This window comes from Stenotrophomonas sp. STEN063 (assembly GCF_056854515.1).
This window is the reverse complement of record NZ_JBXFWF010000064.1, coordinates 1-20,951: the sequence shown is the minus strand read 5'-3', so window position 1 is coordinate 20,951 and position 20,951 is coordinate 1. Positions and strand designations below refer to the sequence as shown.

Below are 20,951 nucleotides of genomic sequence, written 5' to 3'. Positions count from 1 at the left end.
TGGGTCGCCTCCTTTTTTTGGAACCTACTACAGGCTGGAAGTCAGAACTTGTACTTCAGACGCACGAACGGGGTGCGGCCGTAGTAGTCGTACTGCGTCGCGAAGGCAGGCACATTGCCGTAACGCGTGCCGGCGCCGGTCGAGATCGATGCCGGCTTGGCATCGAACACGTTGGCGACGCCAACCAGAATCTGCCAGTCCGACTGGTCGTACGTCATCGAAGCAGTGTGGTAGTAGCGAGCGTCAGCAGTGATGTCGCGGTAGGAGTCCGGGCGGCCGAGATAGGTGAACTTTTCCGACAGGTCCTTGTTCTTGGTTTCACCGATGTACGAGGTCAACCAGTTGAAGGCCCAATCACCACGCTTGAAGGTCAGCCCAAGATTGGCGACCAGATCCGGACGGCCAATGAAGCCCAGCTGGTCCGAATTGCTCAGGCCGCTGGCCTCCGCGCTGTCGAACAACTGCATCACGTCTTCCAGCGTGTAGGTGACCTGCGTATCCACCGCAAACTTGCCGAAACCGAACTCGTGTTCCCAGTTTGCCGTCAAGTCCCAGCCACGGGTGCGCTGCTTGTTGATGTTGATGTACTGCGCATGCACTTCGGTAATCCGGAAAGGTTCATTCGGATCAGTGGAAGGGTTGCGGGTCATCAGGTCGCAGAACTTGTTCGGGAACGACGCTGAGCCATAGCAGCCACCGACGATGTCGGCCGCATCCAGAGAGGCAATCTGGTCATTTACTTCATAGTCGAAGTAGTCAATTGCTACATTCAGATTTGCAAACGATGGCGTGAAGACCAGGCCGACGCTCTTGGCACGCGAGGTTTCCGGTTTCAGCTGGCCTGCGCCACCACTGGTGTAAATCGTTGCGCTGGAGCCATTGCCTGCATAGTCGGGAGCAATACCCAAGGAGCCGCAGTTTGCCGCCAATTGGTCATTGTTCGTTTCACCCCAGCGGATGCAAGGGTCGATGGCGGTCTGTCCCAGGAACCCGGTCTGGTTACCAAGGTACAGCTCATACAAGCCCGGGGCGCGATACGAGGTGCCCAATGTGCCGCGAACACGGAACGCGGAATTGATCTGCCAGCTCAGGCCGACCTTCCACACGCTGTCGGACCCATCGACCGAGTCGTACTGGAACACACGTCCGGAAGCATTGGCGGTCAGCGACTCGATGCCCGTGATGCCCTTGAGCAGCGGCACCTCCAATTCCACGAACGCTTCCTTCACCTTGTCATCGCCCTTGGTGACATCGGCGCTGGAGGAGCCCCAGATGAACCCATCGCGCGAGACCTGGCTCGGTTGGTCGTCAATCTTGTAGTAGCGGTACTCCAGGCCGGCAGCCATCCCCACAGCGCCTGCTGGCAGGTCGAACAATTCACCGCTGAAAACTGCATTGACGGTGGCCTGATCATAGGTGGTCTTACCCGTATGCCAGATGCCGAGGATGTCAACCAGCTCATCAACCTTGGCGCCACTCAGATAGCCCGGGTCGAAGAAATTCCCGGCGGGCGTACCGCTGTTGTCATAGTTGAGGTCGCCAGTCAGGCGAGTGTCAATGCCCAGGTTGCGATAGGTGCCGCTAGAGCGGCTGTAGTTCGCATTGACTTCCCAGCCCCAGGAGTCCGTACCGGCAAACAGACCATCGAGCTTGTTGGCCAGATAATAATAGTCCACCTGGACCTGGGTGATGGACTTGAACGGCATGACCGGCTGAGCGATTCCGTTTGCGGTGCCCGGTGCTTCCAGGTACGGGAAGAACTGACGCCAGCTGAAGTTTTCAGTGTCGCGCTGGTTGTAGAGGAACTGGCTCTTCCAATTGAACGAATCGAAGCCGAAATCAGCTGCCAAGTAAGCGGATTTACGCTCCTGGCGGTTGATGATGTGCGCTTCGCCCCAACGACTGAAGTTGGATGGGATCTGCGTATAGGCCTGGGTGCTTCCGTTTGCGTAGGTCTTGTCCTGTCTTGGAGCATAGCCAGCGAACGGACCGTTTGTGCTGCCGTCTGCAGTAGGTACCCAAACCTTCGCGGTGCCGTATTCCGCGATGTAATTGTGTTGCATGTTGAGACAGAACGGGCGCGGGCCGTAGATCGAGGCATCCGTGCGGTCGATACGGTTGCCGTCCGCATCCGTGACCAGATCTTCCGAGCACTTGAGGAAGTCTCGCTCACCGCGGGTCAGTTCGTTATGGCGGTACCACTCGACGGCGGCGACGACGCTGCCCTTTTCGAAGTTCCAGCCGTTGGCCAGCGAGGCGGCAAATACTTCGCCACCACCGTGCTGTGGGATGCGGGAGGTGACGGTCAGTTCAGGGCGCTCGAAATTCTTCTTGGTGATCAGGTTGACCACGCCAGCGACCGCGTCGGAGCCGTAGATCGAAGACGAACCGTCTTTCACAATCTCAGCGCGCTGCAGAATGGCAGTCGGGATGACGTTCAGGTCGAACGCGCCCACTGCACCACGGGTGCCTGCCGGGCCAGGACGCTGGCCGTCGAGCAGTACCAAGGTGCGATTGGCGCCAAGTCCACGCAGCGAGAAGGTCTGTACGCCAGTACCGCCATCAACCACGAAGCCACCAAACTGGTGGGTGATCTGTGTTTCGGCAGCGCCGATGGCGGACTTCTGCAGGAACTCGCCAACGTTGACCTGGCCTTGTGCCGTGTTGGTTTCGGTGTCGATGGTAAAGACGGGGGAAATCGTGTCGTAGTCGGCGCGGCGAAGCAGGGACCCGGTGACGGTTACCTTGTCAAGGTCTGTAGCCCCGGCCTTTGTCTGCTGCTGACTTGACTTGTCGCTCTCTGTGGTTGCTGCTTCTTGTGCGAAGGCGGGAGCCGCCTGGAGGCAGGCCAGAACTGCAAGCGTCAGAGGCAGGCGAATTGGCGAAGTGTGTCCGTTTTCTTTGCGCATACTGCTTTTTCCCCGTCTTGTTATGTTTCGGTTAACCGAGTCTAGGTAGCTAGTAATGTAAATGCAAGGTGAATATCAAGCATTTGTAACTATTTTTGTTGAACGCCCGTTCAGCCCTTCGCGACGCGAAGGGCTGGGGAGGGGGTCAAAGCCCGTTCGGACCACAGTCACTACGCAGGAAGCTTTCCATCAACGGGAGCGTTGCCTGGTAGTGCCTGGGGTACCACGGCATGCTGTGGGGCATGTCCGGGATCAATTCGAACTTGGCTGCTACCTTCCCTTGGACTGCGTTGTAGAAGCCGCGGGCATGGAATGCCGGCGTGCGGACGTCGCGGTCACCCACGTAGAGCAGGACTGGGATATTGGCGTTGGCGGTGTGCTGCATGGGGTCCATGCCCTTGACCGTCTGTCCCTGCAGGATGCGCTGGAGGCGATTCTCGCTCCACGAGACGCCAAGGCGTGCCAGATCGGTTACCGGGGCGCCAGCAATAGCACATTGGAACGGGGATGGGTTGCGAACTGTCGCTGCTGCTGCGGCAAAGCCGCCATATGAATATCCAAAGATGGCAATGCGGTCCTTTGCTGCAATGCCCTGGGAGACCAGCCATGCGGCCGCATCATCATTGTCGTCCTGCATGGTCAGGCCCCACTGCTTGTCGCCTGCAATCCAGTGGTCGCGGCCGAAGCCGGTGCTGCCGCGGTACTGTGGACGAACTACCGCGTAGCCGCGGGATGTGAAGTACGGTACCCAGCCGGATGCGTCCCAACCCGTGTAGTCACGAGCCCACGGACCGCCGTGCGGGTGCACGAGCGCCGGTAGAGCGGCATCGCCTTCTTTCCAGCCTGCTGGCAGGTCAAGAATGGCCGGAATCTTGCGGCCGTCACGCGCTGTGTAGGTGATCCAGCGTTGCTCGCCGATCTGGCTGCTATCCACCCAAGGGCGTTCGCTACCCAGTTGGGTAACGCTCTTTTTGTCTGCAAGGACAAAGTAGGAGGTCGGTTTGCTTGCGCTGCTGGTGGTGTAGAGCACCCTGGACAGGTCGTCGTTGTAGCCTGTAATGGCGACGTACTGTCCAGGATAGGCCTGCTTCAGGCTGTCGCTCAATGCCTTCATCTGTGGATCGACGTACACGGCCTCGCGGCGCGGACCGTCTACGTAAAAGCCCAGGACCTGATTGAAATTGCTGGGGCGCGTGCCGAGGATCAGGTTGCCGATCGGATACTGCGGGTGGGCCGCCAGTGGCTCCTTGTCAAAGGTTTTGGTTGCGGGGTCGTACTGCCATGCCTGGACCTGATCAGAGAACTTGTCAGTGAGAATGTAGAGCTTGCCCGTAGCGTCATCGATTCCGGCCACTTCCATGGTGTAGCGGTCGCTGAGCTTGGTTGTAAGGGCGTCGTGCTTGTCAAACTGTCCGTTGCCCTTGTTCTTGATCAGGATCTGCTGCTCATAGTCATTCGATCCCAGTGGTTCGATCTGGCTGCGGGTCAGGAGTTCGCCATTCCGCGGGTGGAAGAGGCCTGGTGCAGCACGGGTTCCGCCGCGGAACAGTAGTTCGGTCTTTCCAGTGGCCAGGTTGAACAGATAGTAGTTCGCTGACAAAGTCAGTTCATTCATCTGCGAGATGATGACTTTCTCAGGATCAAGCGGAAGCGAGTGAACCAGCGATGCAGAACCGGCCAACTCCAGGCAACGTTGTGTCTGCTCGCTGACTCCGAGCTTGCGGGTGTTGTCGGCGAACGCTTCGTCGAACTTCGTTTGGCTCGGGTCTGTCAGATAGGCTTTGGTCAGGAAGGTCTTGGTGGCGCCAGTGGAGTTGCCCTCGCCACAGCCTGACAATTGTCCGGTGAATTCTTGACGGCCAATGACCAGCGTTTTTCCTGCCTTGAGGGCGCTGGCGGCAATGAATTTCATTCGATCGCCTGAGGGGGTGATTGCAGTGGGGCCGTTGCCCAGCTTGTCCATGTCCCAGTTGGCCAGTGCGGTATCGCCATTGTTGCTGCCTGGCGCGGCGATGATGGCGACGAGTCTTTTGCCATCGGCGCTCATTGTCACAGACTGAATTGCTGGGATCTTTGCAAAACTCTCCGTCGGTAAGGGGGTTGGAGCGGCTTGGACTGTTGTCGCAGCCAGCACAATGCTAGCTGCGAGGGCAAACTTGGCGCACTTGAGTTGTTTCATCGATGTGACGTCCTTGGCTGTGGCTTATGTGCCGAGTCGTGGCACATTTGCGTCGAAGATGAATGAATGCTGTATTTTCGTCAATGCTGTGGGCCCTCACTACGTGGGAGCCTTCGTTTTCTCTTGCGGAAGTTGGGTGTGGCACTATCGCGACCAACTTTTTTTGAATCTTTCACGTCATGCAGCTTTACGATCAGTCCCGCCCAGCCACCCATCGTGTGCAGAAGGGGCTCTCCCCCCATTCACGTATCCGCAATGTCATTGCGGTCGGTTCGGGCAAGGGCGGGGTAGGCAAGTCCACCACGGCGGTGAATCTGGCCTTGGCGCTGAAAGCACTGGGTGCCAAGGTCGGGGTACTGGATGCCGATATCTACGGCCCCAGCGTGCCGGCCATGCTGGGCCTGAGCGGGCGGCCGGAGAGCCCGGACAACAAGTCCATCGAGCCGCTGCGGGCGTTCGGGGTCGAGGCGATGTCGATCGGTTTCCTGATCGAGCCGGACTCCCCGATGATCTGGCGTGGGCCGATGGCCACTTCCGCACTGACCCAGCTGTTCAACGACACGCTGTGGGGCGACCTGGACTTCCTGCTGATCGATCTGCCGCCGGGTACCGGCGACATCCAGTTGACCTTGTCGCAGAAGATCCCGGTGGCCGGCGCGGTGATCGTTACCACGCCGCAGGACATTGCCACGCTGGATGCGCGCAAGGCATTGAATATGTTCGAAAAGGTCGAGGTTCCTGTGCTCGGCATCGTCGAGAACATGGCTGTCCATACCTGCAGCAACTGTGGCCACGTCGAGCATCTGTTCGGCGAGGGCGGCGGCCAGCGCATGGCCGAGCAGTACGGAGTGCCGTTGCTGGGCTCGCTGCCGTTGGACATCGGCATTCGTGAGCAGGGCGATGTGGGTGCGCCGATCGTGGTTGCGCAGCCCGATTCGGCCGCGGCCAATGCCTATATGGCGGCGGCGCAGCGGATGGCCGAGGAATTGGCCAAGCGCCCGCGCGCCAGCATTCCGATCCTGTCCTCGTTGATCTGAGGCAGCTGCCAGCGCGGTGGCAGGGAGGGCCCGTTATGCGGGCCTTTCTCATATAGATTGAATGTGCAGAAGTTGCTGGCAGGCGATTGCTTGCCGGCCCTTGGCCGGCTCTAGGCTAGAATCGACCACCCCCGGCCGCAGGCATGCTGCGGCACAACGTGAACAGGATCACTGAATGAGCATCAAGAGCGACCGTTGGATCCGCCAAATGTCCGAACAGCACGGCATGATCGCGCCGTACGAAGCCGGCCAGGTCAAGCAGGTGGATGGCCAGCGCATCGTCAGTTACGGCACCTCCAGCTATGGCTACGACGTGCGTTGCTCGCGTGAGTTCAAGGTGTTCACCAACATCAACTCGACCATCGTCGACCCCAAGCACTTCGACCCGAAGAGCTTCGTCGACATCGAGGCCGATGAGTGCATCATCCCGCCGAATTCGTTCGCGCTGGCACGCACGGTGGAGTTCTTCCGCATCCCGCGCGACACCCTGGTGGTGTGCCTGGGCAAGAGCACCTATGCGCGCTGCGGCATCATCGTCAACGTGACCCCGCTGGAGCCGGAATGGGAAGGCCACGTGACGCTGGAATTCTCCAACACCACGCCGCTGCCGGCACGTATCTATGCCAACGAGGGCGTGGCGCAGATGCTGTTCTTCCAGGCCGACAAGGACGACATCTGCGAGACCTCGTACAAGGATCGTGGCGGCAAGTACCAGGGCCAGACCGGCGTCACCCTGCCGCGCACCTGAGTGCGGCCTGGGCTGAAATGAAAAAGGCGCCGTGAGGCGCCTTTTTCTTTGTGCAGGATCCGGCGGTGCGGCTTATTTGCCGCGTCCGAACAACATGCCGATACCGACAGCCACCAGGATGGCCGGCCACCAGGTGGCGAGCATGCTGCCGATGTTGCCGTTGATCCAGCCGAGGTTCTTGGCCAGGAAAAACAGGCCAACGATGATCAGGATCAGGGCGGCGATCAGATTGGAGCGCATCGGCTTGCGGAGTCCGTAAGGGAGAAGGTGCTTATCGTAGCCGCTGGCGCCAGATTTCGACACGTTGGGCCAGCACCTCCGGATCGAAACGCTGTGCCTTGCCGCTGCCCCAGACCGGGCCCGGCCAAGCGGCGTCGTTCTCGTTGCGGCCGATCAGATGCACGTGCAGCTGGCGCACGATATTGCCGAGCGCACCGATGTTGATCTTGCTGACATTGGGCTTGTGCTTGAGGTGCTGGGAGATCTGGTTGATCTCGGCGAGCAGCAGGCGTTGCTGGGCACCGTCCAGGTCGATCCACTCGCTGGCATTGGGCACACGCGGTACCAGCACGACCCAGGGGAAGCGGTCGTCGTTCATCAAGCGGATCTGCGACAGGGGGCCATCGGCAATCAGCACGCTGTCGGCAGCAAGGCGGGTATCAAGTACGAAATCGGACGTCACAGCTTCGGTCATCGCAGGTTCTCGCTGAAGAAGGCCAAGGTGCGTTCGCGCGCCAGGTCGGCGCTGGCTGGGTGGTAGTGCATGCCGACCTCGCGGTTGAAGGCGTGGTCGGCTGGATAGACATATACAGGCAAGTCGGGTTGCTTTTCACGGTGCGCTGCAACGGCGGCTGCCGGGATCGAAGCGTCCTGGTCGCCAAAGTGGAAGATGGCCGGGGCTTTGAACGCTGTATCCAGGAACGGCACGTTGCGTGCGCCGTAGTAGCTGGCCGAGGGCAAGCCCAGCTGTTGCGCAGCCAACATGGCGATGGTGCCGCCCCAGCAATAGCCGACCGTGCCGACCTTGCCGTAGGGCGCCAAAGCCTCTGCGGCGGCTTCGACCACGGTTACCGCGCGGTCCACGCCCAGCTCGTCGACCAGCGCCTTGCCGCGGCTGACGCCGTCCGCGTCATAGTCCAGCTGCAGGTCCGGTTCGATCAGGTCGAAGAAGGAGGGCGCCAGCACCGCATAGCCCTCGGCGGCGTACTGCTCGGCGACATGGCGGATATGCGCGTTGGCGCCGAAGATTTCCTGTATCACCACCAAGCCGGCGCGTGGGCTGCCGGAGGGCAGGGCCTGCCAGGCGCGGACCGGGCCGAGTGGGGTGGGGAGGGTGATCCAGTTGGGCATTGGGGGCTCCGGGGTAAGGGGCGAAAGGCGGTGTTCCTTCTCCCGCCTGCGGGAGAAGGTGCCCCGCAGGGGCGGATGAGGGGAGCTTTTGGAGCGGGGTCTGCTTGCTGGAAGCTTCCCCTCACCCCAACCCCCGCTCCGCGCCCCGGCCCTTGCGCTGGCGCAAGGGCGTTCAACAGGGCACGAACCGGTGGTTCGTAAGCGCCCCCTCTTTCACCCCGCAAGCGGGAGAGGGGCTCTAGTTAGTTGTTGCCAAGATGAGACTGATTATCAGCTCTCTCGCGTATTAAGCCAGCCGCAGGGCGTCGCGCCTTCGGCCCGGTATACTGCCCGGCTTTCCGGCCTCGCTGCCATTCCGGCCCGGCCCCAGGATTTCCAGATCATGTCCCAGCTGAACCCCAAAGTCGGCTTCGTCAGCCTTGGCTGCCCGAAGGCCCTAGTCGATTCCGAGCGCATCCTCACCCAGCTGCGGGTGGAGGGCTATAGCATCGTGCCGTCCTACGACTCGGCCGACGTGGTGGTGGTCAATACCTGTGGCTTCATCGACTCGGCCGTGGCGGAATCGCTGGACGCGATCGGCGAGGCGATGAACGAGAACGGCAAGGTCATCGTCACCGGCTGCCTGGGCAAGAAGGGCGACATGATCCGCGAGCATTACCCGGACGTGCTGTCGGTATCCGGTCCACAGGACTACACCACGGTGATGGAAGCGGTGCACGCCGCACTGCCGCCCAAGCACGATCCGTTCGTCGACCTGGTGCCCGATTACGGCATCAAGCTGACCCCGCGTCACTACGCTTACCTGAAGATTTCCGAAGGCTGCAACCACCGTTGCAGCTTCTGCATCATCCCCTCGATGCGTGGCGACCTGGTATCGCGCCCGGTCGACGAGGTGCTGCGTGAGGCCGAGCGCCTGGTCAAGGGTGGCGTACGTGAACTGTTGGTGGTGTCGCAGGACACCTCGGCGTATGGCGTGGACCGCAAGTACGCGCCGGGTACCTGGCGCGGCAAGGAATACGCCACGCGCATGAAGGCGCTGTGCGAAGGCCTGTCCGAGCTCGATGCCTGGACCCGCCTGCACTACGTCTATCCGTACCCGCACGTCGACGACGTGGTGCCGTTGATGGCCGAGGGCAAGATCCTGCCGTATCTGGATATTCCGTTCCAGCATGCCAGCCCGCGCATCCTCAAGCTGATGAAGCGCCCGGGTGCGGTCGACAAGACCCTGGAACGCGTGCTGCGCTGGCGCGAGATCGCACCGCAGATCACCGTGCGTTCGACCTTCATCGTCGGCTTCCCGGGCGAGACCGATACCGAGTTCGAGCAGCTGCTGGACTTCCTCGACACCGCCCAGCTCGATCGCGTTGGCGCCTTCGCCTACTCGCCGGTGGAAGGTGCAACCGCCAACCAGCTGCCGGACCCGGTGCCTGAAGAAGTGAAGCAGGAGCGTCTTGCCCGTTTCATGGAAAAGCAGGCGGCCATTTCCGCCGCCAAGCTCGAAGCCAAGATCGGCAGCGTGCAGCAATGCCTGGTCGATGCCATCGAAGACGGCATCGCCGTGGCGCGCTCCAAGGCCGATGCACCGGAAATCGACGGTCTGGTGCACATCCAGAATGCCACCGAAGCCAAACTGCGCGTGGGCGAGTTCGTCAACGTCGAGATCACCGACAGCGACGAGCACGATCTGTTCGGCGATGCGCTGATCGAAACCAGGGCAGCACCGTTCGACCTCAAGGTGCTGTGACCGCCGCAGCGGCCGCAAGCGATGCCGGCGTGGGCCGGCGTCGTTTTGTAGCGCCATTGCGCGGGCAGGTTGAATCGCAGTGCTTTGATCATCCGCTGTTCGCGGACTTCCGTGATTTCGAGACGTTGATGCGGGCTGCCGATTGGCCGGGCATCGATGCACTCACTGTGCAGTTGCCCGTGCAAGGCAAGCGCTTTGTCGCCCAGGACGAGGCGTTGCTGGCCGACGGCCTGCACTACGAGCAGCGTATTGCACAGGGCCGTATCGCCACCCGCGAGCAGAACTGGCATGACCTGTTCAACGCGATGGTGTGGGCACGTCACTTCGCCATCAAACGCGCGCTCAACGCGCAGCAGTGCCGGCATATCGCAGTGATGGGGGCAAGCCAGCGCAATCGCGCGCAGGCTGCATTGACCCAGTTCGATGAAACCGGGCTGATCGTGCGTGTGCGCGATGCGGGCGTGCTGGCGGCATGGGATCGGCATGACTGGTCAGCGCTGTTCAATCCGGATGGGTGGCACGCAGGCGATATCGCGGTCTGCGCGGTGATTGGCCATGCGCTGATGGAGCAGGCGTTGCTGCCCGAACGCCTTCTCGTCGGAAAGTGCCTGGTGGTCGTTGGCGATGACGACGTGGCCTGCGTTGCCGCAGTGGCTGCAGCAATCGAAGACGCCAGTTTGCTTGCGGACCCCGCCGAGCTGCGTCCACTGCCGCTGGCCGGCATCCCCGGTTGGCATGCGCCCCAAGATGCGGTCTTTTACCAATTGACCGACTACTTCCGTCCGTTACGCGAAGGTCGCGCCTATCCGGTGCCGCTCAGGCTCAGCCGTAGTTGACGTCGATGATCGCGAAGCGGGTCAGGCCGCTCGGCAGCTCCACCGCGAACTCATCGTCGATGCGCTTTTTCAGCAATGCCCGCGCCAATGGCGAATCGATGCTGATCCAACCAGCCGGTGCATCGGTCTCATCGGGACCGACGATCCGGTAGATGACGGTCTGCCCGGAATCGACATTCTCCAGCTCCACCGTCGCGCCGAAGAACACGGCTTCCGGATCGTTGGGTGTGGTGTCGACCACGCGCAGGGCTTCCAGTCGCTTGCTCAGATAGCGCACGCGGCGGTCGATTTCACCCAGCTGCTTCTTGCGGTAGGTGTACTCGGCGTTCTCCGAGCGATCACCTTCGGCGGCGGCTGCTGCCAGCGCCTTGACCACTTCCGGCCGACGTTGCCGCCACAATTCATCCAGCTCGGCCTTGAGCCGGGCATGGCCCTGGGCGGTGATCAGGGCGGTGCTTTTTTCTGCGGGGGGACGCCAGCGGCTCATTGCGGTCATGCGTTGCGTGGATGCCGGCATGGTAGCCGGGCTTGCTTGCGCAAGGCCAATCCATGGCTGAAGCTCTGCGTTCTCTGACAAGGAAGTCCGGTCGATGTTGATCCTGCCGCTGCACAAACCGCTTAACCTGAGCACGCTGCCCTTGGTAACCGTGTTGCTGGTGCTGATCAATATCTACGTGTTTTTCGCCTGGCAGGCTGGTGATGAGCAGAAGGTGCAGGCGGCGCAGGACTGGTACCAGCAGTCCGGACTGGCCGAATACGAGCTGCCCGTCTACGAGAAGCATCTGCGTATGACTGCGCAGGGCGATGCCTTGGCCGAACTGGAATCAATTCCGGCAGGGCAGCGGGGCCGCTACGTTGGCATGGCGACCTTGAGCGATGTTGCGTTCCAGCGAGCGCTGGAGAGTGGTGGCCTGTTCGAGTCGAAAGACGAACAGGCGGCATGGGCGCCATTGCGCCGCGAGTACCAGGCGCAGCTGGACCAGGTATTCACCCTGCGACATATCCTGCGCAGTTCGGAATGGTCGCCGCGGCGATTGCTGTCAGCCGCCTTCCTGCACGGCAGCGTGATGCATCTGCTGGGCAACATGCTGTTCCTGGTGGTACTTGGCCTGTTGCTGGAAGGCGCGCTCGGGGGCTGGCGCTTTCTCGGCCTGTATCTGTTGGGAGCGATGGGTTCCAGTGTGGCCAGCGTGTTGTGGCGCTGGGGCGAAGTCGGCGGCGGGCTCGGCGCATCCGGTGCCATCGCAGCGGTGATGGGGGCGTTCTGCGTGGTCTGGGGAATGCGCCCGGTGCGCTTCTTCTACTGGTTCGGGGTGATCTTCGACTATGTGCGCGCGCCGGCGATCTGGCTGTTGCCGTTGTGGTTGGGCTGGGAGGTGTTCAACCTGCTGACCAATGATGAAGCAGGCATTGGCTTCGACGCGCACGCTGGTGGGCTGATCTGCGGTGCGTTGCTGGGTGGCGTGCTGGTGCTGGGCCGGCAGACCCGCGAGGACTATATGGCGGACGACAGCGAGGTGTCGGTCGACGATCAGCGTTGGGAGCAGGCCCAGTACTACATGGGTCGTCTTGAAAATGCGGCTGCCGAGCGCGTGTTGAGTGCGCTGGCGGTCGAACAACCACAACGGTTGGATATTGCCTTGGCGCGCTACCGGGTGGCTGCCAATGCCGGCAATAGTGCCGAGATGCGGGCGCGTGCCGCCGATGTATTGCGGCTGGATGCGGATGATGCGTCAGCCCTCGCTGCACAGCGCGGCATCGTGAAGCAGCTGCTGGCCGATGGCGGGGTTGCCGAGCTTGCGCAGCCAGCGTTCGAGCGCTGCCTCAAGGCCGGCTGGCTGCAGGAAGCCGAGGCAGTGTGGGAGCAGGCCATTCAACTGGCCGCCGAGCTGCAGGCGCAGGGTTGGTTGCGGCTGGCATTGCGGCACGGCGAGGCCCATGCGCATGCGCAGCGCCGGCGCTTGCTGGAGCTGCTGCAGCAGCGCTTCTCCACCACGCCACAAGCTGGCAAGGCTCGGTTCCTGCTGGAGAACGAATAAGCGACCTGCAGGGTTCGTTTTCCGGGCGGAACGGCGTGTGGCAGGTGTCTGCCGCTGCGAGCCCGCGCGGCGGCTCCGCCCGTAGCCCGGGTAAGCGCAGCGCACCCGGGAGGCAAGGGGGCCAGGAACACCTGGTCGGTCGCCAGCGATCGCGGCTGCGCTTACCCGGGCTACGGTCGCTGCATGAGGTGGCGCGATTACGAGGTGTTTCAGGCTGGGCTGGTCTGTAGTGCCCGCTTGGCGGCCTCGAGCTTGCGGCGTTGCTCATCGTCTTCGCAGCGTTGCAGCGCATCTTCGATCAGTTGCAGTGCTTCGGCGTCGCGGTTGTAACGTTCGCCCAGCAACAGGGCGGCCTGCAAGGCCCACTGTGGTGCATCAGGTGCGCGCGGCCATGCCTTGAACATCGCGCGCAAGGTATCCATCTGCAGTTGCAGCTGGCCGCCGAGGCGGGCGCGTTCGGCCAGATGCGCTGCCTGCTGCGGCTCGGCAGGGGTAAAGTCCGGGTCGACCTCGAGCATGTCACGCAACACGTTCATCGCCTCGCGCTCGTGCTTCTCGATCAGCAGGCGGCTGATGTACTGACGGGCATGGTCGCGCAAAGCATCCGATGCGCCTTTGCGGCGAAGCAGGCGCTGGTACAGCTCGTGTACCGGCAGGCTGACCGCACGCGAGCGTACCGAGCCACGTAGCACATCCAGTGCGGCGTCCGGCTGCCCTTCGCGGATGAAGTGTTCGGCTTCATCCAGCAGTTTCTGGTCCGGGTCATGCCGTGCAAAGGCGTCGTGCGTACCTTCCGGTTCGAAGCCCAGCGCATCGTGGTACTGGTAGACCAGATAGCCGAGCAGATGGAAGGCGCTGAACAAGCCCCAGATGCTGAAGAGGTTGAGCACCAGCTCGCCAACGACGGGCGGCATGAAGGTGTGCAGCCATTGGCCAGCGGTCAATGCGCTGGCCTGGATGACGAACAGCAGCAGGAAGGCGGCCAGGTAGGGCCAGCCGATGCGGAAGGCGATGGTGATCGAAGTGACTGGATTGGCAGCGTGGCGCAGGCTGCCATCCATCGCCAGCGAGATCACGCAGCCGGGTTGCAGCAGGACGACCGCGCCGAGTGTCAGCAGACCGATCACAGGCCCGGTGAAGATCGCCACCGTCACCACGAAGACGCCCATCAATATCATCAACCCCAATAGCCGGATGACGGTGCCATCGCTGCTGTTGAGGGTGTTCTCCGGCGAGGCCATGCGTCCGTTTGCGGTTTCGCGCAGGATCTCGAAGGCGTAGCGGTAGATCGCCACCCAGGTGACGATGCCAAGCAACCAACCAATGGCTGGCAGCCAAGTCAGCAAGGTGCATAGGGTGAGTGCGATCAGCGAATACAGTGCCGAACCACGCACAGGATAGAGCGTGATCGCAGGCAGTCGTTGCCAGAACGGTTGTAGGCGTTGCGCATTCGCGCCACGCTTGCGGTCTTCCATGACATTCCCCCGTGAGTCAGGGGCTGATTGTGGCTGCTGCGCCAGCGGGCCGGCAATGGGCCGGCCCGCTTGGGACACTCAGCGCTTGCCGCCGAAGATGCTGCCCAGGATGCCGCGTACGATCTGGTTGCCCAGCTTGGTGCCGACAGTGCGGGTGGTCTGCTTGGCCATGGTTTCGATCATGCCCTGGCGGCGCTTGGTGCCGAAGATGGCGTCCTTGATGCTCTGGCCGAAGCCGCCTTCCTGTTCTTCATCCTGCTGGCGGGTGCGGGCGGCCGGGGCCTGCACCTGCTCGACGGCTTTCTCCGCGCGCTGCGCCAGCAGCTCCGCTGCGGATTCGCGATTGACGGCAGTGTCGTAGCGGGTGCCGACCGGGCTGCCTGCGCGTACCTGGCTGCGTTCGGCGTCGCTGATCGAGCCCATCCGGCAGCGTGGCGGTGCGATAAGGGTCTTCTGCACCGGCGAGGGAATGCCCTTGTCCTGCAGCGTGGACACCAGTGCTTCGCCTGTGCCCAGTTGCGACAAGCTGGCGACCACGTCGAGCTTGGGGTTCTGCACGAAGGTCTCGGCCGCGGTCTTGACTGCCTTCTGGTCACGCGGGGTGAAGGCGCGCAGTGCGTGCTGTACGCGGTTGCCTAGCTGGCCAAGGATGTTGCCGGGCACGTCATCCGGGAACTGCGAGCAGAAATACACGCCCACGCCCTTGGAGCGGATCAATCGCACCACCTGCTCGATACGCTGCACCAGTGCCGGCGGTGCATCGTCGAACAACAGGTGGGCTTCGTCGAAGATGAAGACCAGCTTGGGCTTCTCAAGGTCGCCCACTTCCGGCAGCTGCTCGAACAGCTCGGACAGCAGCCACAGCAGGAAGGTCGAGTACAGGCGCGGCTTGAGGATCAGCTGCGCGGCGGCAAGGATGCCGACCACGCCACGGCCGTCATGGTTGACCCGCATGATGTCGGCCAGCTCCAGTGCCGGCTCGCCGAAGAAGGCTTCGCCGCCGTCCTGCGACAGGCGCAGCAGCGAGCGCTGGATGGCCGCCACCGACTGCGCGCTGACCAGGCCGTATTCGGTGGAGATGTCCTTGCGCTCCTCGGCCACCAGGCCGAGCAGGGCGCGCAGGTCATCCAGGTCCAGCAACAGCAGGCCGCGGTCGTCGGCCAACTTGAACACGATGTCGAGCACGCCGGACTGGGTGTCGTTGAGCTCAAGGATGCGGGCGAGCAGGGTGGGGCCCATTTCGCTGACGGTGGTGCGCACCGGATGGCCGAGCTTGCCGTACAGGTCCCAGAACACCACCGGGCTGGCAGCCGGGGCGAAGCCGTCGACGCCAATCTCGGCGGCGCGCTGGGCCAGCTTCTCGCCGCCTTCGCCGGCAACTGCAAGGCCGGCCACGTCGCCTTTCACGTCGGCCATGAACACCGGCACGCCCAGTCGCGAGAAACCCTCGGCCAGCGTCATCAAGGTCACCGTCTTGCCGGTACCGGTGGCGCCTGCCACCAGGCCGTGACGGTTGCCGAAGCGCGGAAGCAGGGTGACGGCGATGTCGTCGGTGACGCCTTTGCCGAGCAGGATCGGGTCCATGGAGGCACTCATTGATGAATGAAGGAAGGATTCTAACGGCCGACTGTATCGCGGCGGTGGCAATGTTGCCCCCGGGTCTGTCCGCCAGCTACCCTGCCTCACCTTTGTCATGCAGTGCTGCTGATGCCCGTATCCCTGTTTTCTGCCCGTGCCTGGTCGATGTTGGTTGCGACTTCGCTGTTGACCGTGGTTCCGGCCGCCCAGGCGATCTCCGCCCGTGACAAGGTCAAGGTTGATGCCATCGAGGCGCGGATGACGGTGGCCGAGAAGCGCTACAGCGATGCCTTGGTGCTGGTTGCCAATGCCGACCCCAAGGGCACTGCCGAGGGCGACGCCGCGCTGGAAGACATGGAAGACGTGATCAGCGCCTGCATCGCACAGAAGGGCTGCCAGGTCAGCAATCTGCTGGCGACCTACAAGCGCCTGCTCAAGCAGCGGACCGATGCCAACGGCGAGGCGCAGGACGAGGACGGTGGCCCATTGGAGGCCGATCCGGACCACATCGCGCCGCTGGTGGCCGATGTGCCCGAAGCCGCCCGTGCAGCTGCATTGCTCAATGACCACCGGCACGCCTTCGACGACATGGTCGAGTACAACCCGGCGATCCAGGCCGGCATCCGCCGCTGGCTCACCGATATGCGTCCCTCGCTGCTGACCAGCTACGAGAACTACATGAACCTGCGCGGGATCATGTGGCCCGAATGGGAGAAGGACGGCCTGCCCGAAGCGCTGCTGTTCGGCATCATGGCCAAGGAATCCAATGGCCGCGTGCATGCGTCCTCGCGTGTGGGTGCGGCGGGGCTGATGCAGTTCATGCCGGCCACCGGCCGCCGTTTCGGGCTGGGCCCGGATGGCACCGGCTTCGATACCCGCTTTGATCCGCGCAGCGCTGCCAGTGCCAGCGCCGATTACATGAATGAGCGCATGCGTGGGCTCAACAAGAACATCGAGTACGCATTGGCTGCCTACAACGGTGGCGAAGGCCGTGCTGCGCGTATTTACCGCGAAACTGGCGGACAGAGCTTCTGGACCGATACCTCGTACAACCAGTTCCCGGGCGAGACCAAGGATTACGTGCCGATGGTGATCGCCGCGGCGTGGATCTTCCTGCACCCACAGCAGTACGGCGTCGAGTTCCCCAAGCTCAACGCACAGCCGGCGACGCTGCGCTTGGCCAAATCCACCACCATCTACGAATTGACCATCTGCCTGGGAAGCACCGGTACCCGCGACGGTTACATGCGTGCGCTGCGCAACCTCAACCCGCGTTACGAGGCCGATGGTTGGATTCCGGGCGGCACCACCATCAATGTCACCACCCGCATTGCTGGCCTGTACAACCGCTACTGCGTCAGCGGCCCGCGTGCCGACCTGGCCCGCGCGCTGATCACGGCCGATCTGAATGCGGCGATCAAGCGGCCATCGGCGGCGACGGTTACCGGTAGCGTCGCGGTAGGCGATGTGCAGGCGATGCAGGCAGCGCAGGCCGCTGCGCCTGTTGTCGCGCCGCCACCGCGCCCGGCAGCACCGGCACGACGGGCAGCGCGCAGCTACAAGGTTGTCCGCGGAGACACGCTGGGCGCCATCGCCAACCGCTTCCAGTGCGAAGTGCCGGCTTTGGCGCGCGCCAATGGCCTGCGCGCGCCGGCTTACGCGCTCAAGCCCGGGCAAAGCCTGAAGCTGGAAGGCTGCGGTCGTTGAAACAGAAAGGGCGCCGGAAGGCGCCCTTCTTGTATGTGCCGGCACTGCTTTTGTGGGAGCGGCGTAAGCCGCGAAGCAGATACATCCTCAGATTGCAGAAGCCCTGACCACTGAAGCTATCCCAGCTTCGCGGCTCACGCCGCTCCTACAAAATGACGCCACCCCCACCGCGACTGCGGGGCTGTCAGCGCAGCTTCGCCAGCGCCTGACCCAGCTGCACCGGGCTCTCGGCCGTCAGCGAGGGATCAAAGTCGGCAACGCCGGGCGGCAGCAGCACGATCACCGTCGAGCCGTAATTGAAACGTGCCATCTCGGCGAAGCGTTCCAGGGTGATGCCCTTGCCGCGCCAGTCCTTGCGGGTGATGCGGTCGCCGTAGGCGGGGATTTCCTCGCCGCTCCATACCGTCTCCACGCCGCTGACCAGCAGCGCGCCAACCATCACCTGCACCATCGGCCCGAAATCGGTGTCGAAGTGGCAGACCAGTCGCTCGTTGCGGGCAAACAGGCGCGGCACATTGGCCACCGCATCGGTGCCCACGCTGAACAGCCGGCCGGGCACGTGCACGGTCTCGCGCAGGGTGCCGGTCCACGGCATGTGCACGCGGTGGTAGTCGCGCGGTGACAGGTACACGGTGGCATACAGGCCGTTGTTGAACGGGACCGCGTCGGCGGCGTCGCCCAGCAGCTCGGCGGCGGTGAACGACTGGCCCTTGGCCTGGAAGATGCGGCCACCCTCGATCGGGCCCAGCTGGCTGATACGGCCATCGGCCGGCATGGTCAGGGTGCGTGGGTCGGCCGCGGCCACGCGTGCGCCGGGCTTCAGCGCACGGGTGAAGAAGGTGTTGAAGCTGGGGTAGCTGCGCGGGTCCGGATTGGCGGCTTCGGCCAGATTGACGTTGAACTTGCTCGATACCGTGTCGATCAGCCAGCGCGAGATGCGTGGGTTCTGCGAATAGGCCAGCGAGCGGGCCATCGACGACAACAGGCGGTGCGGCAATACATAGGTGAGGCTTGTAACCAGACTCATGGTGCGGTTTTCTCGGTGAGCTTCTTCAGGTCGCTGGCAATCGCCTGCGGGTTGAACGGGGGGCGCATCAGGCCGGCCAGCCGACCCTGCGGGTCGAGCACGGCGATGCTGGCGGAGTGGTCCATGCTGTAGTCGTCCGGGTTCTGCTCGAAGTGCTTGCCCGGTGCCTTCTGGAACACCATGCCAAGCGAGGTGGCAAAACGCTCCAGCGACGGCACGTCGGCGGTGGCGGCAATGGTGTCCTTGTGGAAGGCATGGGCGTACTCGCCCAGGCGGTTGGGGGTGTCACGCTCGGGGTCCACCGAGACCAGTACCACGCGCGGGCGCAGGCTGTCGGGGATGGTCTCCCATTGCTTCTGGGCCTGGGCCAGCTCGGTCAGGGTGGTTGGGCAGACGTCCGGGCAGGAGGTGAAACCCAGGAACACCAGGGTCCAATGGCCGCGCAGCTCACCGGGGATCAGGCGGGTGCCGTCGGACTGGGCCAGGTCGAATTCCGGCAGTGTGCGCGGGGTGCCATAGAAAATGATGCTGCTGGTGCCGTCCGTGCCCTTGTTGGAGGGGCCGAAGACCTTCTGCGCCAGCAGCAGGCCGAGGCCGGCGGCCAGGGCGATGGCCAGGATGATGCCGGTATTTCGATTGAACATGCGCGCGGGCTTCCGTTCGGATACGGCGGCGGGACGGGAGGTCCGCCGCGGGCGGGATACGGGAGTGTAGGGGATTGCAGGCGTACACCCCGGCGGTTTGGCGGGCGTATGCACCCGTTTGGAGGGCCATTGCCGAAGTTTCGGCTGCAACTTGGCAATCAATATACCGGCCAGGTGCCTATAATCGCAGACCTTTCAAGTATTTCCGTATTGCCATGACTGCCGAAGCGGCCGCTGAACTCCAAACGATCGTCGATCTGATCCGCTACGGCGCAAGCCGTTTCAATGCTGCTGGCCTGACCTTCGGCCACAGCTATGACAATGCCCTGGACGAGGCGACCCAGCTGACCCTGCACAGCCTGCACCTGCCGCCGGACCTCGGCCCGGCCTATGGCACGGCGCGGGTGCTGCTGGAAGAGCGGCAGCAGGTGCTGGCGCTGTTCCAGCGCCGCATCGACGAGCGCCAGCCGGCAGCCTACCTGACCGGCGAGGCCTGGTTTGCGGGTTTGAGCTTCAAGAGCGATTCGCGCGCGCTGGTGCCGCGTTCGCCGATCGCCGAGCTGATCCTCAGCGGCTTCGAGCCGTGGCTGGCCGGACGTGACGTCAACCGCGCGCTGGACCTGTGCACCGGCTCGGGCTGCATCGCCATTGCGATGGGCCATTACTATCCGAACTGGCAGGTGGACGGCAGCGACGTCAACGACGCCGCGCTGTCGCTGGCGGTGGAGAACAAGGAGCGCCTGCTCGCCCACAACGTGGAACTGGTCAAGAGCGACCTGTTCGCTGGCCTGCAGGGCCGCGTCTACGACCTGATCGTCACCAATCCGCCCTACGTCACCAATGACGAGACCGACGCGCTGCCGAAGGAATACCAGCACGAGCCCGACCTGGCCCTGCGTGCCGGCGACGACGGCCTGGACCTGGTGCTGAAGATCCTGCGCGATGCGCCGGACCACCTGACCGAAGACGGCCTGTTGATCTGCGAAGTAGGCGATTCCGAGCAGCACCTGATCAAGCTGCTGCCCGAGGTCTACATGTCCTGGATCGAGTTCAAGGTCGGGCAGATGGGCATCTTCGCTGTCGAAGCGGCTGAGCTGCGTGCACACCATGCGCGCATCGCCGAGTTGGCAGCTGCTCGGGCGTGATGCGCTCTGCTCTTGTTTTGGCGCGTCATCCCCGCGAAGGCGGGGATCGCTCTGGCTCTTGAGCGAGAGTGAATGAAACAACCTGCCGTCTATCTTCTGGCATCGAAGAAACACGGCACGCTCTACATCGGCGTTACCAGCAATCTGGTGGCGCGGACCTGGCAACACCGGCAGCATGTGGTGGATGGTTTTACCAAGCGTTACAGCGTGGACAAGCTGGTCTGGTACGAGCTTCACGGGTGCATGGAAGCGGCGATTCTTCGCGAGAAGCAGCTGAAGAAGTGGAACCGGGAGTGGAAGTTGCGGTTGGTGGAAGAGGTGAATCCCGAGTGGCGGGATTTGTGGGAAGAGATAATTGGGTAGGGTTTTGGTTTTGGTTTTGGTTTGGCTTTGGCTTTGGCTTTGGTTTTGGTTTTGGTTTTGGCTTCGGGCCCTTAGCTTTTGAAGCCGTCATTCCCGCGAAGGCGGGAATCGCTCTGGCCCTGGCTCCGGCCTTTGCTTGGCTGGCGTGAGGGAAGAGCACAATCAAGAGC

18 protein-coding genes are annotated in these 20,951 nt (G+C 62.8%); 8 read left to right on the top strand and 10 right to left on the bottom strand.

Annotated features, from left to right (window positions below; translation table 11 throughout):
• Positions 1–41: 41 nt before the first annotated feature.
• Both AC1VWL_RS15565 and AC1VWL_RS15560 read right to left on the bottom strand, forming a co-directional pair.
• Positions 42–2,909: a TonB-dependent receptor plug domain-containing protein gene (locus tag AC1VWL_RS15565; RefSeq protein ID WP_482987292.1), complete on the bottom strand. Its 2,868-nt coding sequence runs from the start codon at positions 2,907–2,909 to the stop codon at positions 42–44.
• A 145-nt stretch (positions 2,910–3,054) separates the two neighbouring features.
• Positions 3,055–5,088 (bottom strand): alpha/beta hydrolase family protein, encoded by a 2,034-nt coding sequence (locus tag AC1VWL_RS15560; protein ID WP_482987291.1) that lies wholly within the window; start codon positions 5,086–5,088, stop codon positions 3,055–3,057.
• Positions 5,089–5,267: 179 nt separating this feature from the next.
• Here AC1VWL_RS15560 and apbC point away from each other — a divergent pair, with 179 nt between their 5' ends.
• Both apbC and dcd read left to right on the top strand, forming a co-directional pair.
• Positions 5,268–6,125, top strand: coding sequence for an iron-sulfur cluster carrier protein ApbC (apbC, locus tag AC1VWL_RS15555; RefSeq protein WP_481615028.1), 858 nt, complete (start codon positions 5,268–5,270; stop codon positions 6,123–6,125).
• 175 nt (positions 6,126–6,300) lie between these two features.
• Positions 6,301–6,873 (top strand): dCTP deaminase, encoded by a 573-nt coding sequence (dcd, locus tag AC1VWL_RS15550; protein ID WP_282266583.1) that lies wholly within the window; start codon positions 6,301–6,303, stop codon positions 6,871–6,873.
• Positions 6,874–6,945: 72 nt separating this feature from the next.
• On the opposite strand, the gene AC1VWL_RS15545 is transcribed toward dcd, so the two are convergent.
• Genes AC1VWL_RS15545 through AC1VWL_RS15535 form a run of 3 tightly spaced genes read right to left on the bottom strand, consistent with a single transcriptional unit; the run spans position 6,946 to position 8,223 of the window.
• The gene (locus AC1VWL_RS15545) at positions 6,946–7,113 is read right to left on the bottom strand and encodes a LiaI-LiaF-like domain-containing protein (RefSeq protein ID WP_089153126.1); all 168 of its coding nucleotides are present in this window, start codon (positions 7,111–7,113) and stop codon (positions 6,946–6,948) included.
• A 31-nt stretch (positions 7,114–7,144) separates the two neighbouring features.
• Entirely contained in the window at positions 7,145–7,567 is a 423-nt protein-coding gene (locus AC1VWL_RS15540) for an HIT family protein (RefSeq protein ID WP_313494466.1), read from the bottom strand.
• Entirely contained in the window at positions 7,564–8,223 is a 660-nt protein-coding gene (locus tag AC1VWL_RS15535; RefSeq protein ID WP_481615029.1) for a dienelactone hydrolase family protein, read from the bottom strand. Before AC1VWL_RS15535 ends, AC1VWL_RS15540 begins: the two co-directional genes overlap by 4 nt.
• 382 nt (positions 8,224–8,605) lie before the next feature.
• On the opposite strand from AC1VWL_RS15535, the gene rimO reads away from it, so the two are divergent.
• Together rimO and AC1VWL_RS15525 are read left to right on the top strand one after the other, a co-directional pair.
• Positions 8,606–9,967 carry a 30S ribosomal protein S12 methylthiotransferase RimO gene (gene rimO / locus AC1VWL_RS15530; protein WP_482987290.1) on the top strand — a complete coding sequence of 454 codons (1,362 nt, stop codon included), beginning with the start codon at positions 8,606–8,608 and terminating at the stop codon, positions 9,965–9,967.
• Positions 9,964–10,803, top strand: a complete 840-nt coding sequence (locus AC1VWL_RS15525; protein ID WP_482987289.1) for a DUF3025 domain-containing protein — start codon at positions 9,964–9,966, stop codon at positions 10,801–10,803. Before rimO ends, AC1VWL_RS15525 begins: the two co-directional genes overlap by 4 nt.
• Here the strand turns inward: AC1VWL_RS15525 and greB are convergent.
• Positions 10,790–11,290 (bottom strand): transcription elongation factor GreB, encoded by a 501-nt coding sequence (gene greB, locus AC1VWL_RS15520; RefSeq protein WP_482987288.1) that lies wholly within the window; start codon positions 11,288–11,290, stop codon positions 10,790–10,792. The two genes, AC1VWL_RS15525 and greB, sit on opposite strands and share 14 nt — an antisense overlap.
• A 103-nt stretch (positions 11,291–11,393) precedes the next feature.
• On the opposite strand from greB, the gene AC1VWL_RS15515 reads away from it, so the two are divergent.
• Positions 11,394–12,842 (top strand): rhomboid family intramembrane serine protease, encoded by a 1,449-nt coding sequence (locus AC1VWL_RS15515; protein WP_482987287.1) that lies wholly within the window; start codon positions 11,394–11,396, stop codon positions 12,840–12,842.
• A 209-nt stretch (positions 12,843–13,051) separates the two neighbouring features.
• Here the strand turns inward: AC1VWL_RS15515 and AC1VWL_RS15510 are convergent, their stop codons facing one another.
• Together AC1VWL_RS15510 and AC1VWL_RS15505 are read right to left on the bottom strand one after the other, a co-directional pair.
• The gene (locus AC1VWL_RS15510) at positions 13,052–14,317 is read right to left on the bottom strand and encodes a tetratricopeptide repeat protein (RefSeq protein ID WP_482987286.1); all 1,266 of its coding nucleotides are present in this window, start codon (positions 14,315–14,317) and stop codon (positions 13,052–13,054) included.
• 78 nt (positions 14,318–14,395) lie between these two features.
• Entirely contained in the window at positions 14,396–15,901 is a 1,506-nt protein-coding gene (locus AC1VWL_RS15505) for a helicase HerA-like domain-containing protein (protein WP_482987285.1), read from the bottom strand.
• Between the two features lie 123 nt (positions 15,902–16,024).
• Here AC1VWL_RS15505 and AC1VWL_RS15500 point away from each other — a divergent pair, with 123 nt between their 5' ends.
• The gene (locus AC1VWL_RS15500; RefSeq protein WP_482987284.1) at positions 16,025–17,602 is read left to right on the top strand and encodes a transglycosylase SLT domain-containing protein; all 1,578 of its coding nucleotides are present in this window, start codon (positions 16,025–16,027) and stop codon (positions 17,600–17,602) included.
• Between the two features lie 184 nt (positions 17,603–17,786).
• Here AC1VWL_RS15500 and asd read toward each other — a convergent pair whose 3' ends face one another.
• Both asd and AC1VWL_RS15490 read right to left on the bottom strand, forming a co-directional pair.
• The gene (asd, locus tag AC1VWL_RS15495; RefSeq protein WP_482987283.1) at positions 17,787–18,629 is read right to left on the bottom strand and encodes an archaetidylserine decarboxylase; all 843 of its coding nucleotides are present in this window, start codon (positions 18,627–18,629) and stop codon (positions 17,787–17,789) included.
• Positions 18,626–19,273, bottom strand: coding sequence for an SCO family protein (locus tag AC1VWL_RS15490; RefSeq protein ID WP_296246047.1), 648 nt, complete (start codon positions 19,271–19,273; stop codon positions 18,626–18,628). Before AC1VWL_RS15490 ends, asd begins: the two co-directional genes overlap by 4 nt.
• A 215-nt stretch (positions 19,274–19,488) precedes the next feature.
• On the opposite strand from AC1VWL_RS15490, the gene prmB reads away from it, so the two are divergent.
• Both prmB and AC1VWL_RS15480 read left to right on the top strand, forming a co-directional pair.
• The gene (gene prmB / locus AC1VWL_RS15485) at positions 19,489–20,418 is read left to right on the top strand and encodes a 50S ribosomal protein L3 N(5)-glutamine methyltransferase (RefSeq protein WP_296246048.1); all 930 of its coding nucleotides are present in this window, start codon (positions 19,489–19,491) and stop codon (positions 20,416–20,418) included.
• A gap of 72 nt (positions 20,419–20,490) precedes the next feature.
• A complete protein-coding gene (locus AC1VWL_RS15480) occupies positions 20,491–20,781 on the top strand; it encodes a GIY-YIG nuclease family protein (protein ID WP_296246049.1) in 291 nt (96 codons plus the stop codon).
• Positions 20,782–20,951 lie beyond the last annotated feature (170 nt).

Bases quoted from the DNA above. Each gene is read 5' to 3' on its own strand.
- AC1VWL_RS15565 (WP_482987292.1), bottom strand. From the start codon at position 2,909: ATGCGCAAAGAAAACGGACACACTTCGCCAATTCGCCTGCCTCTGACG.
- AC1VWL_RS15560 (WP_482987291.1), bottom strand. From the start codon at position 5,088: ATGAAACAACTCAAGTGCGCCAAGTTTGCCCTCGCAGCTAGCATTGTG.
- apbC (WP_481615028.1), top strand. From the start codon at position 5,268: ATGCAGCTTTACGATCAGTCCCGCCCAGCCACCCATCGTGTGCAGAAG.
- dcd (WP_282266583.1), top strand. From the start codon at position 6,301: ATGAGCATCAAGAGCGACCGTTGGATCCGCCAAATGTCCGAACAGCAC.
- AC1VWL_RS15545 (WP_089153126.1), bottom strand. From the start codon at position 7,113: ATGCGCTCCAATCTGATCGCCGCCCTGATCCTGATCATCGTTGGCCTG.
- AC1VWL_RS15540 (WP_313494466.1), bottom strand. From the start codon at position 7,567: ATGACCGAAGCTGTGACGTCCGATTTCGTACTTGATACCCGCCTTGCT.
- AC1VWL_RS15535 (WP_481615029.1), bottom strand. From the start codon at position 8,223: ATGCCCAACTGGATCACCCTCCCCACCCCACTCGGCCCGGTCCGCGCC.
- rimO (WP_482987290.1), top strand. From the start codon at position 8,606: ATGTCCCAGCTGAACCCCAAAGTCGGCTTCGTCAGCCTTGGCTGCCCG.
- greB (WP_482987288.1), bottom strand. From the start codon at position 11,290: ATGAGCCGCTGGCGTCCCCCCGCAGAAAAAAGCACCGCCCTGATCACC.
- AC1VWL_RS15515 (WP_482987287.1), top strand. From the start codon at position 11,394: ATGTTGATCCTGCCGCTGCACAAACCGCTTAACCTGAGCACGCTGCCC.
- AC1VWL_RS15510 (WP_482987286.1), bottom strand. From the start codon at position 14,317: ATGGAAGACCGCAAGCGTGGCGCGAATGCGCAACGCCTACAACCGTTC.
- AC1VWL_RS15505 (WP_482987285.1), bottom strand. From the start codon at position 15,901: ATGGACCCGATCCTGCTCGGCAAAGGCGTCACCGACGACATCGCCGTC.
- AC1VWL_RS15500 (WP_482987284.1), top strand. From the start codon at position 16,025: ATGCCCGTATCCCTGTTTTCTGCCCGTGCCTGGTCGATGTTGGTTGCG.
- asd (WP_482987283.1), bottom strand. From the start codon at position 18,629: ATGAGTCTGGTTACAAGCCTCACCTATGTATTGCCGCACCGCCTGTTG.
- AC1VWL_RS15490 (WP_296246047.1), bottom strand. From the start codon at position 19,273: ATGTTCAATCGAAATACCGGCATCATCCTGGCCATCGCCCTGGCCGCC.
- prmB (WP_296246048.1), top strand. From the start codon at position 19,489: ATGACTGCCGAAGCGGCCGCTGAACTCCAAACGATCGTCGATCTGATC.
- AC1VWL_RS15480 (WP_296246049.1), top strand. From the start codon at position 20,491: ATGAAACAACCTGCCGTCTATCTTCTGGCATCGAAGAAACACGGCACG.